Annotated in this window: 15 protein-coding genes; 3 read left to right on the forward strand and 12 right to left on the reverse strand. The window is 49.2% G+C overall.

Features of this window, described 5'->3' with window-relative positions; genetic code table 11:
* Positions 1 to 352 precede the first annotated feature (352 nt).
* Positions 353 to 1,117: a hypothetical protein gene (locus ACO6V5_RS15630; RefSeq protein WP_422136845.1), complete on the forward strand. Its 765-nt coding sequence runs from the start codon at positions 353 to 355 to the stop codon at positions 1,115 to 1,117.
* 350 nt (positions 1,118 to 1,467) lie between these two features.
* Here ACO6V5_RS15630 and ribA read toward each other — a convergent pair whose 3' ends face one another.
* The 9 genes from ribA to ribD all read right to left on the reverse strand — a co-directional run bounded on the left by ribA (position 1,468) and on the right by ribD (position 8,575).
* Positions 1,468 to 2,061, reverse strand: coding sequence for a GTP cyclohydrolase II (gene ribA, locus ACO6V5_RS15635; protein WP_422136844.1), 594 nt, complete (start codon positions 2,059 to 2,061; stop codon positions 1,468 to 1,470).
* A gap of 61 nt (positions 2,062 to 2,122) precedes the next feature.
* Complete coding sequence (locus ACO6V5_RS15640) at positions 2,123 to 2,782, reverse strand: retropepsin-like aspartic protease family protein (RefSeq protein ID WP_422136843.1); 660 nt, start codon at positions 2,780 to 2,782, stop codon at positions 2,123 to 2,125.
* Between the two features lie 186 nt (positions 2,783 to 2,968).
* Positions 2,969 to 3,442: a phosphatidylglycerophosphatase A gene (locus ACO6V5_RS15645; RefSeq protein WP_422409626.1), complete on the reverse strand. Its 474-nt coding sequence runs from the start codon at positions 3,440 to 3,442 to the stop codon at positions 2,969 to 2,971.
* A 48-nt stretch (positions 3,443 to 3,490) separates the two neighbouring features.
* Positions 3,491 to 4,459 (reverse strand): thiamine-phosphate kinase, encoded by a 969-nt coding sequence (gene thiL / locus ACO6V5_RS15650; protein ID WP_422136841.1) that lies wholly within the window; start codon positions 4,457 to 4,459, stop codon positions 3,491 to 3,493.
* Positions 4,460 to 4,557: 98 nt separating this feature from the next.
* On the reverse strand, positions 4,558 to 5,040 hold the full coding sequence (nusB, locus tag ACO6V5_RS15655) for a transcription antitermination factor NusB (protein WP_422136840.1): 483 nt from the start codon (positions 5,038 to 5,040) through the stop codon (positions 4,558 to 4,560).
* Between the two features lies 1 nt (position 5,041).
* A complete protein-coding gene (gene ribE, locus ACO6V5_RS15660; protein WP_422136839.1) occupies positions 5,042 to 5,515 on the reverse strand; it encodes a 6,7-dimethyl-8-ribityllumazine synthase in 474 nt (157 codons plus the stop codon).
* Between the two features lie 60 nt (positions 5,516 to 5,575).
* On the reverse strand, positions 5,576 to 6,688 hold the full coding sequence (gene ribBA / locus ACO6V5_RS15665) for a bifunctional 3,4-dihydroxy-2-butanone-4-phosphate synthase/GTP cyclohydrolase II (RefSeq protein WP_422136838.1): 1,113 nt from the start codon (positions 6,686 to 6,688) through the stop codon (positions 5,576 to 5,578).
* 81 nt (positions 6,689 to 6,769) lie between these two features.
* On the reverse strand, positions 6,770 to 7,435 hold the full coding sequence (locus ACO6V5_RS15670; RefSeq protein WP_422136837.1) for a riboflavin synthase: 666 nt from the start codon (positions 7,433 to 7,435) through the stop codon (positions 6,770 to 6,772).
* A gap of 12 nt (positions 7,436 to 7,447) precedes the next feature.
* On the reverse strand, positions 7,448 to 8,575 hold the full coding sequence (ribD, locus tag ACO6V5_RS15675; RefSeq protein WP_422409630.1) for a bifunctional diaminohydroxyphosphoribosylaminopyrimidine deaminase/5-amino-6-(5-phosphoribosylamino)uracil reductase RibD: 1,128 nt from the start codon (positions 8,573 to 8,575) through the stop codon (positions 7,448 to 7,450).
* A gap of 176 nt (positions 8,576 to 8,751) precedes the next feature.
* Here ribD and ACO6V5_RS15680 point away from each other — a divergent pair, with 176 nt between their 5' ends.
* Positions 8,752 to 9,120, forward strand: a complete 369-nt coding sequence (locus tag ACO6V5_RS15680; RefSeq protein ID WP_422409632.1) for a hypothetical protein — start codon at positions 8,752 to 8,754, stop codon at positions 9,118 to 9,120.
* 62 nt (positions 9,121 to 9,182) lie between these two features.
* On the opposite strand, the gene ACO6V5_RS15685 is transcribed toward ACO6V5_RS15680, so the two are convergent.
* The gene (locus ACO6V5_RS15685; RefSeq protein WP_422409634.1) at positions 9,183 to 9,722 is read right to left on the reverse strand and encodes an acyl-CoA thioesterase; all 540 of its coding nucleotides are present in this window, start codon (positions 9,720 to 9,722) and stop codon (positions 9,183 to 9,185) included.
* Between the two features lie 331 nt (positions 9,723 to 10,053).
* On the opposite strand from ACO6V5_RS15685, the gene ACO6V5_RS15690 reads away from it, so the two are divergent.
* A complete protein-coding gene (locus ACO6V5_RS15690; protein WP_422409636.1) occupies positions 10,054 to 11,067 on the forward strand; it encodes a S66 peptidase family protein in 1,014 nt (337 codons plus the stop codon).
* A 335-nt stretch (positions 11,068 to 11,402) separates the two neighbouring features.
* Here the strand turns inward: ACO6V5_RS15690 and nrdR are convergent, their stop codons facing one another.
* On the reverse strand, positions 11,403 to 11,864 hold the full coding sequence (gene nrdR / locus ACO6V5_RS15695; protein WP_422136833.1) for a transcriptional regulator NrdR: 462 nt from the start codon (positions 11,862 to 11,864) through the stop codon (positions 11,403 to 11,405).
* 150 nt (positions 11,865 to 12,014) lie between these two features.
* Positions 12,015 to 13,268, reverse strand: a complete 1,254-nt coding sequence (gene glyA, locus ACO6V5_RS15700; protein WP_422136832.1) for a serine hydroxymethyltransferase — start codon at positions 13,266 to 13,268, stop codon at positions 12,015 to 12,017.
* Positions 13,269 to 13,327 lie beyond the last annotated feature (59 nt).

Here is a 13,327-nt window from a genome sequence, read left to right on the forward strand (position 1 = left end):
CGGAAAATGGGGCAGTAATGAGTATAGGGATCGTTTACCTGTAGTCGCTCATTTCATGGCGTAAGCTGACTGCCCAACTTTTCCATTGTTATTTGTTTGTCCTGTCATATGGGGACCTTTACTATTTCTGACTTTTCCCCTTTTGAGCTATTCGTTTGTCGTTTGTTATGACAAACGATTATTCTGCTTGGCTGTAGGTTTGATGGTCTGCTGGGCTCGCGGTTAATAGGCCGTATTTTATATTTTTATATGGATGTCCTATTTTTCTTTTGAACTTTAATGACCATTACCTGTCTAAAACTTAGATGGCCATTGCTCGTCTAAAACTACAAATTATTACGAGGGATATATAATGACTTACGGAGTAACAACCAGCGCCGCAGTCAGTGCGGTAACTCAACCGCCGCATTACAGTGCAGCCGCGTCCAGGACCGATTCGGAGGCTACAACGCTTATTCCACGTGTTGATCAGCCTTCTGTAGATGAGGCTTCAGGCATTGCAGCCCGTAAAGCAACTAAAAGAAAGTTTGAAGAAGTACTGTTGGTTCCGACAGACAGGCCGCCTTCTGGCAGTCATCCCTCTACTTCCATTTTGGAAAATAGAGAAAATAACCATGAAAAATATTCACAAATGACTAACGCAGAATATGCTAGCACGTTTAGTTATGACGATCCGTTAGGATCAAATATAGAAGTTATCCTGGGAACAGGGGATTCAATTTGGGCTGAGTTGCCTTCCATTTATAGTGCGTGTCATCGTTATTGTTATCTTCTGATTTCTGCGAGTGAGAACAGAATTAATGCAGCCATGCATACTGCCATGAATGAAATAAACCTTGACTCTCATAAGGGAGAGGTCGATGATTTTTTAGAGGAATTCGGTGATAAAAAGTATAAAAAACTACTTTTTGTAAGAGACCATGAACTCTACTCCCATCTTGTTGAAAATGGTACCAGATTGGGTAACAACAGCGACGTTTATGTGTGTTTTTTTAATGAAAATCCTGTTACCGCATCCGACTACGATATTCAGTGTGATGCAAGACATAACAAATACGTGATATTAGACTCATCCGATAAATCAATCATAAAAGAGGGCAGAATATTTCATGATTAAATCCTCATTAGCCGACAGCTTGCACTAAGTTCTGTGCAAACTGTCAAGTGCCGAAAACAATGGAAAATACAAGACACTCGTAACCTGTTCCTTTTTTGGGATATATGGTTGATTTGTTTCCAGTAGCATTTTTGGGTGCCCAGTTTATTTCATATGGGACCTTTGCTATTTCTGACTTTTTCCCCTTTTGAGTCATTCGTTTGTCGTTTGTTATGACAAACGATTATTCTGGGGAGCTGTCAGGGTTTGACGGGCTGCTGGGCTCGCGGCTTATGGGCTGTATTTATATGGATGTCCTACTTTTTTCACCAAGAGCCAGAAACAGGTCGCATCTGGCTCCAGCTCAGACATCATGCAGTATCGTACAAGTGTCCCAGCTTCCAGACCTTGGTGGTCAGGTACTTCTCGTTATGAGGATTCTGCCCAGTCTGATGGGGCTGACGATGAATAATATCAATCCCCTGACGGGTCAAGGCTTCAACCTTTTTAGGATTATTGGTCATCAGTACTAACTGTGTAACCCCCAGATGATCCAGCATGGTCTTGCACATATCGTATTTGCGCAGATCAGCAGCAAAACCCAGTTCTTCGTTGGCTTCTACGGTATCCAGACCTGTATCCTGAAGCTGGTAAGCCCGTACTTTGTTCAGCAGACCAATGCCACGGCCTTCCTGACGCAGATACAGGATAACCCCGCGACCAGCTTCGGCAATCTTGCGCATGGCCTCCTCAAGCTGGGGGCCGCAATCACAGCGCATGCTGAAAAGAGCATCTCCGGTCAGACACTCTGAATGAACCCGTGCCAGAACGGGACCACCCTGACTCACATCCCCCATGGAGAGAGCCAGATGCTCCTTGCCGGTGCCACTCTCTTCAAATCCATGCATCATGAACTCACCGAAAGGGGTGGGCAAGCGAGACTCTGCAACGTAACGAACAGACACTCACTACTCCTCAAGACAGTCGTGCGTTGGGATTGTAACAGTACAAGATGTTACAGGCGAGTTAATATGGAGCCTCCAGTGTCATGACCCCGCCTTCCTCACTGAATCGGATATTCTTCAGATAACTCATACCCAGTAACACCTTTTCAGGGCTGCTGCCTTCGATGACCGTCGCTTCAACATTGGCAACCCGTATGCCGCCGACGGACACGAAATCCAGCATCACCCGAAAACCCCTGACGACGCCACTGGCCGTTTCGACACGAACCGCGCTGCCATCCCTGTAGCGAATGCCAAGACGGTCAGCCGTGGCACCGTTGATGGCGACAACATTCGCTCCGGTATCTATCAGCACCTGAACCGGATTATTGTTAATGACACTCTGGGCAAGGTACTGCCCATCATTGCTTCTGTTGATTCGAAACGTCAAAAGCTCCGGCGATTGAATGCCGTTACCCATATCGCGACTGAGAAAATAATCTTTCGCTACGCCATTGATTTCGAGCCGGGCTTTTCGACTGCTGGCGTCGATCAGTTTGACACCTTTCACCGGTTCTTGACCGGCCTTAAGAAATTGACGTTCACCATCAATGAAGACAAGAGCTTTGTCTGGAAACAGGGCCACTACCCTGACATTGACGGCGTGGGAAGAGTATGAAAAAGACAACAATAGGCTGGTAAAAACCCCAGCAATCACCTTGAAAGAGAATACTGATTTCATTCTATTTTTTATTTTGATCACCCACGAAGGGTTATAACCAATTCCGTTTAGGCTCTATCTTGCTCACCACAGGCGATAGGGTCAAGTTGTTAGACACAGCCGAATATTTTATTCTCGAAAACACCCACCAACTCTCAGAGTCGGCACGCAGCTCTATGGCTCTGAGATCCAACAGGACACAAGCCATCAGAGCACAAAATAAGCAATAACCTGAAGACAGACAAGCGCAAAAATACCAGCCACAATGTCGTCTATCATTATACCCAGACCACCATGCACTCTCTTGTCTAACCAACCGATGGGCCAGGGTTTCCAGATATCGAAGATTCGGAACAGGATAAAACCGACTAACACCCACTCCCAGCCTCTGGGAGCAGCTAGCATAGTAATCCAGTAACCGACAAATTCATCCCAGACAATACCCGGATGGTCATGGACGCCCAGATCTTTAGAAGTCTTTCCACACAGCCAGATGCCCAAAATAATACTGACAACCAGTACTAAAAAATAATTCCAGAGCGGCAGGTACTGGAACATCAAATAGAAAGGAATGGCCGCTACCGTACCAAAGGTTCCCGGCGCAACAGGCGACAGGCCACTACCCAGACCAAAGGCTAAAAAGTGCACCGGATTTTTCCAGACTGAGGGTGTATTGCTCATAAGTTTCTATAGTCCATGAAAGAATGCTCTTTCATAAAAAAGATGTCACTAAAAGTGCTGGTAGGCTCGTGGAGAAAGTGGCTCTGCCGTCTCTGCATCCACCAGCCCGGTAGCGGAAGTTATTCGACCGATACAGGTTACAGGATTTTCAGCCAGCAGGCTGTCAGGAAGCTGCAACTTTTTTCGATCGGGCCATGTAAAGCACAGCTCATAATCATCGCCTCCGGCCAGGGCCAGCTCCCTGGCTTTCTCCAGACCCTGCAAACTTTCGAGCTCTTTGGAGACGGGAACCGATGAAGTACTGATTTGAGCACCTACCCGGCTAGCTTTGAGAATATGCCCCAGATCGCCTAATAGACCATCGGAAATATCCAGGGCAGCTGTGGCTCCATTTTCCAGTAACCACTGACCCAACGCTATTCTGGGTGTCGGTCGATAGTAACGTTTCAGCAGATGACGCTGTTCGAGGGTGCGAACACTGTCCGGGCTCTCACCTCTCAAAACATCAGGTAATGCACCGACAGCGTCACCAAGACAACCACTGACGTAAATCAGGTCTCCGACTTTAGCGCCATTTCGCCGCAGCGCTTGAGCTACAGGTAATGTTCCCTGTACCTGTATCGAGAGGGTCAATGGCCCGAGGGTGGTGTCACCCCCGATCAATCCTATCTGATAGGTTGACGCAAGCTCTGCCAAACCGTCAGAAAACGACTGCAGCCAGACATCATTCGATTCAGGCATGGTGAGACCCAGCGTAAAACTGTGGGGTTTTGCCCCCATAGCGGCGAGGTCACTGAGATTAACGGCCAGCGCCCGACAACCCAGCAGATAAGGGTCGCAGTTTTTCGGGAAGTGAATGCCTTCAACCAGCGTATCCAGGGATTGAGCCAGTTGTTGACCAGGTTGAAGAGACAGAAGCGCACAATCGTCGCCTATACCAACGACATCACTTAAGTGCGATCGAAGACCCGGACGATCGAAGAAACTGCGAATCAGATCAAATTCGCCAAGCGCCATAGGAAAGGTTCCAGCCAAGCTAAAATATGAGTTTAACCTGCTGTCAGGCGGGTTAACAGATCAGGAGACAACAGCGCTACCTCCTGATCAAAAACCGATTACTTCCGACGGAAGTTACGCACCTCGTCAGGACGAACACGGGGTGCCAGCTTGTCCAGAATGCCGTTTATGTAACGGTGAGAATCCTGAGCACCAAACCGCTTAACCAGCTCAATCGCTTCGTTGATGACCACGCGGTATGGAACATCAGAGCGATTCATCAGTTCGTAGCAACCAATGCGTAGAGCCGACATTTCAACCGGGTCCAGCTGTGAAATGGGACGGTCCAGCAGCGGCGACATGGCGTCATCGAGTTGACTGACTTCACGGGCAATCCCGGTCAGCAGCATGTGGAAATAGCCGTCGTCAACTTTGCTGAAATCGTTGTCCGCACGGAACTGCATTTCAATCTGGGTGACGGATGACTGGGACATCTGCCACTGGTACAGGGCTTGCAGCGCCAGTTGACGTGCACGACGACGGGCAGATGGTTTAGGACGCGGGGCAGGTTTCTGCCCGGTTTCCTGCTTCTCAGTGGACAACTCAGGCCTCCAGTTTCTTGAGCAGGGACACCATTTCGAAAGCTGCCATGGCAGCCTCTTCACCCTTGTTACCCGCTTTGGTGCCGGCACGCTCGATAGCCTGTTCAATGGTGTCTACGGTCAGAACACCAAAGCTCACTGGAATTTCTTCCTCCAGATTCACGCTGGACAGGCCTTTCACGCACTCGTTAGCAACGAATTCAAAGTGTGGCGTGCCACCACGAATGACGGCACCCAGAGCAATAATAGCGTCGAAGCGTTGGGTTTTGGCGACTTTTTTAACAGTCAGTGGAATTTCGAACGCACCCGGACAACGAATAATAGTAATATCTTCTTCCGCAACACCGTGACGGGTCAGGCTGTCCACAGCCGCATTGAGCAGACTTTCTACAACAAAGGCATTCCAGCGGCCAACAACAATCGCATACTTGCCGTCATTAGCCTGCAGAGTACCTTCGATGGTTTGCAATGACATTGCGCTTTCCTCAATAAATCTTTGTAATGCACTTACTTCAAAGTACATGTGCTCTGACGTTCAGTCTTCACACGGGATATATTCTACAATTTCCAGATCAAATCCGGACAGGGCAGCGAAGCGAACCGGTGAGCTGAGCAGGCGCATTTTGCCTACTCCCAGGTCACGCAGAATCTGTGAACCGGTACCAATGGTCAGATAAGCACCGGACATACCGTTGCTGCCACTCTTGCCTTCCGAGAACTTTTCCAGTGCTCCGCCCAGGTCCAGTCTGGACTCAGAGTCCAGCAGCACAATCACGCCACGACCTTCACTGGCCACTTTGGCCATCGCCTTGTGCAGCGGCCAGCTGGACTTACCGCTTTCCGGATGTGCCGACAGCAGATCACGGAATGGTTCCATAGCGTGAACTCGCACCAGCGCCGGAGAGTTCGGTGTAATATAGCCCTTGGTCAGGGCAATGTGCGTAGCGCCGCTGATAGAATCCTTGTAGGCCGTCATATCAAACTGGCCAAAATCGGTATCCAGTGTGCGCCGCTCTGACTTTTCAACGGTTTTCTCATTCAGGATTCGGTAGTTGATCAGATCGGCGATGGTGCCGATTTTCAGATCATGCTCTTTGGCAAACACTTCCAGATCGGGACGACGAGCCATCGTGCCGTCTTCGTTCATGATCTCGATGATAGCGGCTGCCGGTGTCAGTCCGGCCAGACGCGCCAGGTCACAACCGGCTTCGGTATGACCCGCACGGCTGAGTACACCGCCAGGCTGCGCTCTCAATGGGAATACATGACCTGGCTGAACAATATCGCCGGGGCGGGACAGTGGGTCCGCTGCCACTCGAATGGTTCTGGCCCGGTCATGGGCAGAAATACCTGTGGTTACGCCTTCTGCGGCTTCAATGGAAACGGTAAAAGGTGTACCAAAGCCCGATGCATTGTCTTCCGAAGTCACCATCGGTGGCAGCCCCAGAAAATCACAGCGCTCTCCGGTCAGTGTCAGGCAGAGCAGACCTCTGGCCTCCCGGGCCATGAAATTCACGATCTCAGGAGTGATTTTTTCAGCAGCGATTATCAGGTCACCTTCGTTTTCACGGTCCTCATCATCTATCAGGATGACAGGTTTCCCGAGGCGAATATCCTCAATAATCTCTTCAATGGAGTTAAGCTGCATAACACCCCCATGTGTGTTTTTTATACATCCGGTATGCGAAACCGGCGTATTCTAACGGTTTCGTTCCCAAGCTGGAAGCAGTCACTTCATAAAGCCATGTTCAGCAAGAAAACCGGCTGTCAGGCTGGCAGGAGCCGATTCACTCTGTTCCCTGAGGCTCGGGTCCATTAGCCTTTCCAGATACCTGGCCAGCAGATCCACTTCCAGATTGATTTCTGTTCCTGCCCGGTACCCGGCAATAATGGTTTCCTGTCGGGTATGAGGCACGATGTTCAGGGCAAAGCGACAGCCATCCACCCTGTTTACCGTTAAACTGACACCATCTATCGTGACTGACCCTTTGTGGGCAATGTACCGGGCCAGATGAACGGGAGCCTCCACCCAATAGACCGTCGAACGACCCGAGAGTTCGATGGAGACAATTTTACCGACACCGTCGACATGACCACTGACCAGGTGGCCACCCAGCCGGGTTGAAGGCGTCAGAGCTTTTTCCAGATTCAGGGCAGAACCGACAGCCTGTCCCGAAAGCGTTGAATTTTCAAGCGTTTCCAGGGAAACATCGGCTACATATCCCTGTCCGGTCAATTCCACCACAGTCAGGCAGACGCCATTGGTGGCAATACTGTCACCCAGTTTTACATCAGAAAGATCCAACGAACCAGAGTTGACCGTTAACCTCAGATCACCAGAGCGGGGTTCTACTTTCTGCAGGCTACCAACAGCCTCGATAATGCCTGTAAACATGAATAGTGAATCTCAGTAATCAGTGTTCTGTTTAAACGTTGCCTTAATAAGCCAGTCATCGCCAATAGCACGGATATCAGAGATATTAAGACCCAGCTTTTCTGACATAAACTGGAATGGAAGGTTCAACAATGGCCGGGCTGCTGACCCCATCAAGATCGGGGCCATAAAGATATTCAGCTCATCCACCAGTCCTTCACTGACAGCGGCTCCGGCAAGGGTTGCTCCTGTTTCCAGCAAAACTTCCTGGCAATCTCTTTGAGCCAGTTCGCTCATTAATGCGTTCAGGTCCACCTGTCTGCCGGCGTTCAGCCTGATCACTTCAGCACCGGCAGCCTCCAGCTGAGCCTGTCGGCTCTGTTCTGCCTGATTCGTGCAGACAATCAGAGCCCTGCCGGGCCCGGTGACCACTTTCGCGTCGACAGGGGTTTGCAGGGATGAATCCAGAACCACCCTTAATGGTTGTCTGCGGGCCAGTTTTTCAGCGTCTGGCAGCCCCAGCTCTTCAGCTCTGACTGTTAATGAAGAATTATCATGAAGAATCGAGCCAACACCCGAAACAATGGCACAGCTCTGCGCCCGGAGCTTTTGAACTTCACTGCGGGCATCGGGTCCGGTAATCCACTGGGATTCACCACTCTCCATAGCCGTTCTGCCATCGAGGCTCATGGCCAGCTTGAGTCGGACGAAAGGTTGCCCGCTCATCATCTTTTTGATGAAGCCAGGATTCAATGCTCTGGCTTCGGCTTCAAGAACACCGGATTCAACCTCAATGCCGACGTCACTCAGTCTTTTCAACCCACGACCGGATACCAGGGGGTTAGGGTCTTCCATAGCAGCGACCACCCGGCTCACCCTGGCCTTGATCAGCGCTTCTGCACAGGGCGGTGTTTTTCCGAAATGACTGCAGGGCTCAAGGGTGACATAGACCGTTGCTCCCTTAGTCCGGTCACCTGCCATTTCCAGGGCATGCACTTCAGCATGGGGCTCGCCCGATCGTTCATGAAAGCCTTCACCGACAATGACGCCATCCTTCATGATCACACACCCTACCCTGGGATTGGGCATTGCGGTGTATAACCCTTTACGTGCCAGTTGCAGCGCACGAGACATCATTTCATGATCAATCGCAGACGCCATGGGACCTTCTCCAGGCTCAGTCAGAAATGGGGCCAGTTTATATGAATTTACCTCCGGCATCACTCACTGGTGAAAGCGCCCGATAAAATTCAATGAGGATAATACTCACTTCTCAGTGCCCCCTTCCCGCAAGTAGAATCAGCCTACTGCAAATGAGAAGAGTTGAGAGCAAGCAAATGCAGCAACTTCGATTTCACCATGTCGGCATACCCACCCGCGAAAAGCTGTCGGAAGACTGCTATAACAGAGAACTCAAACATCATGCTACCGGGTATTTCGAAACCCCTTATGGTGTTGAGTGGATGAATTTTGATGACGACAATACATTACCGGAAATTATAAAAACCACGCCCCACATTGCCTTTGAGGTGGACGACATTCATGAAGCCTTAAAAGGAAAAGAAGTCGTTCTTGAGCCCACTTCTCCGGCAGAACATGTCACAGTGGCTTTTATAAAAGACGGTAGAACACTCGTAGAGCTGATTCAGTTTGACCGGCCAGAAAGTGAGATCTGGCCACATCCGGAAAAATTCCTGCTAAAGTAAGCCGCGTGGGCCTTTAGCGGGATGCTTTCGGTTAAGAGATTCAGTTAAAGACCCATATCGTCTTAAATCCCTGCTGACAAAGGAGGCCATGGACGCGACTCTTCACCCTCAATCCAGGCCTTGACCCAACCTTCCGGCTCTGGACGCCAGTCTTCCCTGCCCGTGGCTTTTCTGACTCGTTCAGTGGCGACTATCCGGCCCTTCTCGGTGACGGCCGTTCTTAACAGAATTGAAGAAGCCGGTTCCCCTTTGACCCACATGGACTGGATAATATAAACCCATCGCTCATCCATCGCAGCCACCTGAGTGTACATAGTTACTTTGTCGAACATCCGGACCCGCTTTCGATAACGAGTGGTACTGCCAGCAACCACCAATCCCCACTTCTCTCTTTTGAGGACATCAGACAGCCCACACTGAATCGAAAGAGTAAACCGGCCCAGATCATAAAGCGTCAAAACCCGACCATTGTTCATTTCCATGAACAGATCTAAATCCCATGGCATACAGCGAAAGCAGTTTTCACTGACAGCATCGACGGAAATTTTGGGCGCTTTTTTGGCTTTACGGATTGTGGTCAGCAGTCGAATGAATGGATACATACTCAAATCTTCTAGTAATTATGCCGAGCATCATAGCCATTCAAACAGTAGAAAGAAACAAGCGTTTAAAACTGAGTCATTCACGCTTGTTAATCAATAGCTCAAAGTCTGTTCGAAGCTGATATGTTGTCTAGACTATCCTAGATAGCTTTCAGCCCTGTATGAGATATTTCATGGCTAAGAACTAAGCGCATGCAAGTGATGACAGGACGTAATGACAGCCACCCCTCACAAACGACGTACCCATTGATGAAGTCTGTCGGGAAGATGACAAGCCCGGAGATAAGAGAGGGAGAGGCCAGGAAAACAAGCCCTTCTTCCGGAGTAAACTATGAAAAAATTATTATTTATTATTCTATGTTGGCTAATGACCAGCCCTGTATTGGCGTTACCTGCTATTAAACCGGCTCCTCTCAATAAAGGTGATACCGTTGCCTTAATTTCCAGTGGCTTTCGTGTTAATACCGCCCAGGATGTGCAATTTGCAACAGAACGACTCGAGGCACTGGGCTTGAGCGTTATCTACGGTAAAACTATTTTTCAACAAACCGGATATTTTGCAGGTACTGATCAGGCACGAGCTGCTGATATCAATGACATGTTTGCCAATCCAAAAGTAAAAGCCATTATCGAGTTACGGGGCGGCTGGGGGTCAGCGCGAATACTGGAATATTTAGATTTCCCTTTAATCAAAAAGCATCCCAAGATTTTTATGGGTTTTAGCGACATTACCACCTTGCTGCTAGCCATCCACCAGAAAACCGGCTTAATAACGTTTCACGGCCCGATGGCTGCAGCTTACCCCTGGACACAATACACCGTTAATTATTTAAAGAAAATTCTCTTTGAAGGTAATGCCATTACCATGAGCAACCCCATCATCAAAAGCGATGATTTAACCCGTACTGTTGCCAGGATTCAAACTATTCGCCCTGGCATTGCCACAGGGGAAATTCTGGGTGGCAATTTATCCGTTTTAGTTTCTATGCTGGGAAGCCCCTACTTACCCAGTTTTAAAAATAAAATTCTGTTTTTGGAGGATACCGGTGAAGATGTTTATCAAATTGATCGCATGTTAACCCAGTTACAAACTGTCGGTATATTAAAAGAAATCTCTGGTTTTATTTTTGGTCAATGTATAAATTGTAATGCCAAGGTTCCTTATGGCTCTTACCGCTTGCAGGAGGTGTTAAAACAACATATTTCACCCTTGAATATTCCAGCCTGGAATGGAGCAATGATTGGCCATCAGGCCAGTATATTTACCATTGGTGAAGGTGTGAAGGTTCGTATCGACGCAAGTAAAGGGACTATGACGATGCTGGAACCTGCTGTCAATCCCTGAGACGAAAGTTTTGAACCGAAACTGCCTGTTCTAAAAGCCGGAAACTGAGAACAGACCACCAAAACAGATACTAAGACATATTTGTATAGCAGCACTTCGGTAATTCCTCTGGATATCATTCTCATAGCTTCTGGCGATTTGCATACTAACCAGCCTGTCAATGGATCGCGCCAGCACCTCTTCATCCATGACTATGGGAAGATTGGCATGCAGCAGGGTACCGCGTCATAAGAGTGCCATTATTCTTGCTGCATTTGCCGTCTACTATGGGTGTGCTGGCATTGTCAATCATTGACTTATGAACGAAAAACTCTGCAATGAGGTCAGCAATGGCCTCATTGTTTATCAATGGTTTCCAGTCGTTCAATTTCTTCCCGGAATTCATTCAGGTCCTTGAAGTGACGATAAACAGAGGCAAACCGGATATAGGCTATTTCGTCCAGCTCCCGAAGTACACGCATCACTTCTTCCCCCAAAACCAGGGATTTTATTTCCCGCTCACCGGTGGCCCGAAGCCGATGCTTGATCCGGTTCACAGACTCTTCAATCTGTTCCACGCTGACAGGACGCTTTTCCAGAGCTTTGGATATGCCTGCCCTTAGTTTTTCTTCATTGAAGGGTTCACGGGAACCGTCTCTTTTGACCAGCCTGGGAATCAACAACTCTGCCATTTCATAAGTCGTAAATCGTTCACTACAGGTCAAACATTCACGACGACGGCGAACCTGGTTACCGTCTGCCACCAGGCGGGAATCAATGACTTTGGTATCGACAGCGTTGCAAAAAGGGCAGTGCATGGGTAAGAGAAACGTTTTTCAGAGTGAGTCTTCCATCATAATTCACGCCTGTAAAATTACCAAGACTTTGCAGAATGAAGTGATTCTGTGTGGGTAAGCCGCTGACCCGATTCTCAGGTCAGCGGTCTTACTTTGAAAAACAGCCCTGGATCAGCTGTAGACAGGCAGACGCTTGCAGATTGCCAAAACCTTCGCCTTCACATCCCCGACAACCTGTTCATTACCAATGTTTTCAAGTACGTCACAGATCCAGCCTGCCAGAGCAGCAGAATCCTCTTCATTGAAACCACGGCGGGTAATGGCCGGAGTACCAATACGCAGACCACTGGTGACAAATGGAGAGCGAGGATCATTTGGAACAGCATTCTTGTTGACCGTAATGTTAGCTTCACCCAGAGCCGCTTCGGCGTCTTTACCTGTGTACTCTTTACCGATCAGATCCATGAGGAACAGATGGTCGTCAGTGCCGCCGGATACAACCTTGATGCCGCGCTCGAGCATAACCCGGGTCATCGCCTGAGCATTTTTAACGACCTGCTGCTGGTAAGTCCTGAAGTCATCGGACATGGCCTCTTTGAAGCAAACCGCTTTAGCTGCAATCACGTGACACAGAGGACCACCCTGGGACTCGGGAAATACCGCAAAGTTGAACTTTTTGTTCAACTCTTCATCATCGTTAGCCAGGATCAGACCACCACGGGGACCACCCAGGGTTTTGTGAGTCGTTGTCGTAACAACATCGGCAATACCTACCGGAGACGGGTAAACACCGGCAGCAACCAGACCAGCCACGTGAGCCATATCAACCAGCAGGAAAGCACCTACCTTGTCGGCTATATCGCGAAAACGCTGCCAGTTCACAACACGGGAGTAGGCCGAGAAGCCTGCAACGATCATTTTTGGCCTGTGTTCATCCGCCAGACGCTCAACTTCTTCGTAGTCGATCTCGCCGGTTTCAGGATTCAGGCCATACTGAACCGCTTCGTAAATACGGCCGGAAAAGCTGACCTTGGCACCGTGAGTCAGGTGGCCACCATGGGCCAGGCTCATACCCAGAACCTTGTCACCGGGCTTGATCAGAGCCATGTAGACCGCCGCATTGGCCTGGGAGCCGGAATGAGGCTGAACGTTAGCGTAGCTGGCACCAAACAGCTCTTTGGCACGATCAATAGCCAGCTGTTCAGTGACATCAACATGCTCGCAGCCACCGTAGTAGCGCTTGCCCGGATAACCTTCTGCGTATTTGTTGGTCAGGACAGACCCTTGTGCTTCCATCACTCTGGGGCTGGTGTAATTTTCGGAAGCGATCAGTTCGATGTGCTCTTCCTGGCGAACCGCTTCAGCGTCTATGGCAGCCTTGAGTTCAGGGTCGAACTCAGCGATGGACATGTCCTTTCTGAACATTAATGATTCCTCGGAATGTTGCCTGTTAATGAGGTTTTTCGGCGACCATTCTAATACAG

The organism is Endozoicomonas sp. ALD068, from assembly GCF_049310145.1.
Taxonomy (GTDB): domain Bacteria; phylum Pseudomonadota; class Gammaproteobacteria; order Pseudomonadales; family Endozoicomonadaceae; genus Endozoicomonas_A.

Excerpts from the sequence above, each read along its gene's own strand:
- ACO6V5_RS15630 (WP_422136845.1), top strand. The coding sequence starts at position 353 with ATGACTTACGGAGTAACAACCAGCGCCGCAGTCAGTGCGGTAACTCAA.
- ACO6V5_RS15640 (WP_422136843.1), bottom strand. The coding sequence starts at position 2,782 with ATGAAATCAGTATTCTCTTTCAAGGTGATTGCTGGGGTTTTTACCAGC.
- ACO6V5_RS15645 (WP_422409626.1), bottom strand. The coding sequence starts at position 3,442 with ATGAGCAATACACCCTCAGTCTGGAAAAATCCGGTGCACTTTTTAGCC.
- thiL (WP_422136841.1), bottom strand. The coding sequence starts at position 4,459 with ATGGCGCTTGGCGAATTTGATCTGATTCGCAGTTTCTTCGATCGTCCG.
- ribE (WP_422136839.1), bottom strand. The coding sequence starts at position 5,515 with ATGTCATTGCAAACCATCGAAGGTACTCTGCAGGCTAATGACGGCAAG.
- ribBA (WP_422136838.1), bottom strand. The coding sequence starts at position 6,688 with ATGCAGCTTAACTCCATTGAAGAGATTATTGAGGATATTCGCCTCGGG.
- ACO6V5_RS15670 (WP_422136837.1), bottom strand. The coding sequence starts at position 7,435 with ATGTTTACAGGCATTATCGAGGCTGTTGGTAGCCTGCAGAAAGTAGAA.
- ribD (WP_422409630.1), bottom strand. The coding sequence starts at position 8,575 with ATGGCGTCTGCGATTGATCATGAAATGATGTCTCGTGCGCTGCAACTG.
- ACO6V5_RS15680 (WP_422409632.1), top strand. The coding sequence starts at position 8,752 with ATGCAGCAACTTCGATTTCACCATGTCGGCATACCCACCCGCGAAAAG.
- ACO6V5_RS15685 (WP_422409634.1), bottom strand. The coding sequence starts at position 9,722 with ATGTATCCATTCATTCGACTGCTGACCACAATCCGTAAAGCCAAAAAA.
- ACO6V5_RS15690 (WP_422409636.1), top strand. The coding sequence starts at position 10,054 with ATGAAAAAATTATTATTTATTATTCTATGTTGGCTAATGACCAGCCCT.
- nrdR (WP_422136833.1), bottom strand. The coding sequence starts at position 11,864 with ATGCACTGCCCTTTTTGCAACGCTGTCGATACCAAAGTCATTGATTCC.
- glyA (WP_422136832.1), bottom strand. The coding sequence starts at position 13,268 with ATGTTCAGAAAGGACATGTCCATCGCTGAGTTCGACCCTGAACTCAAG.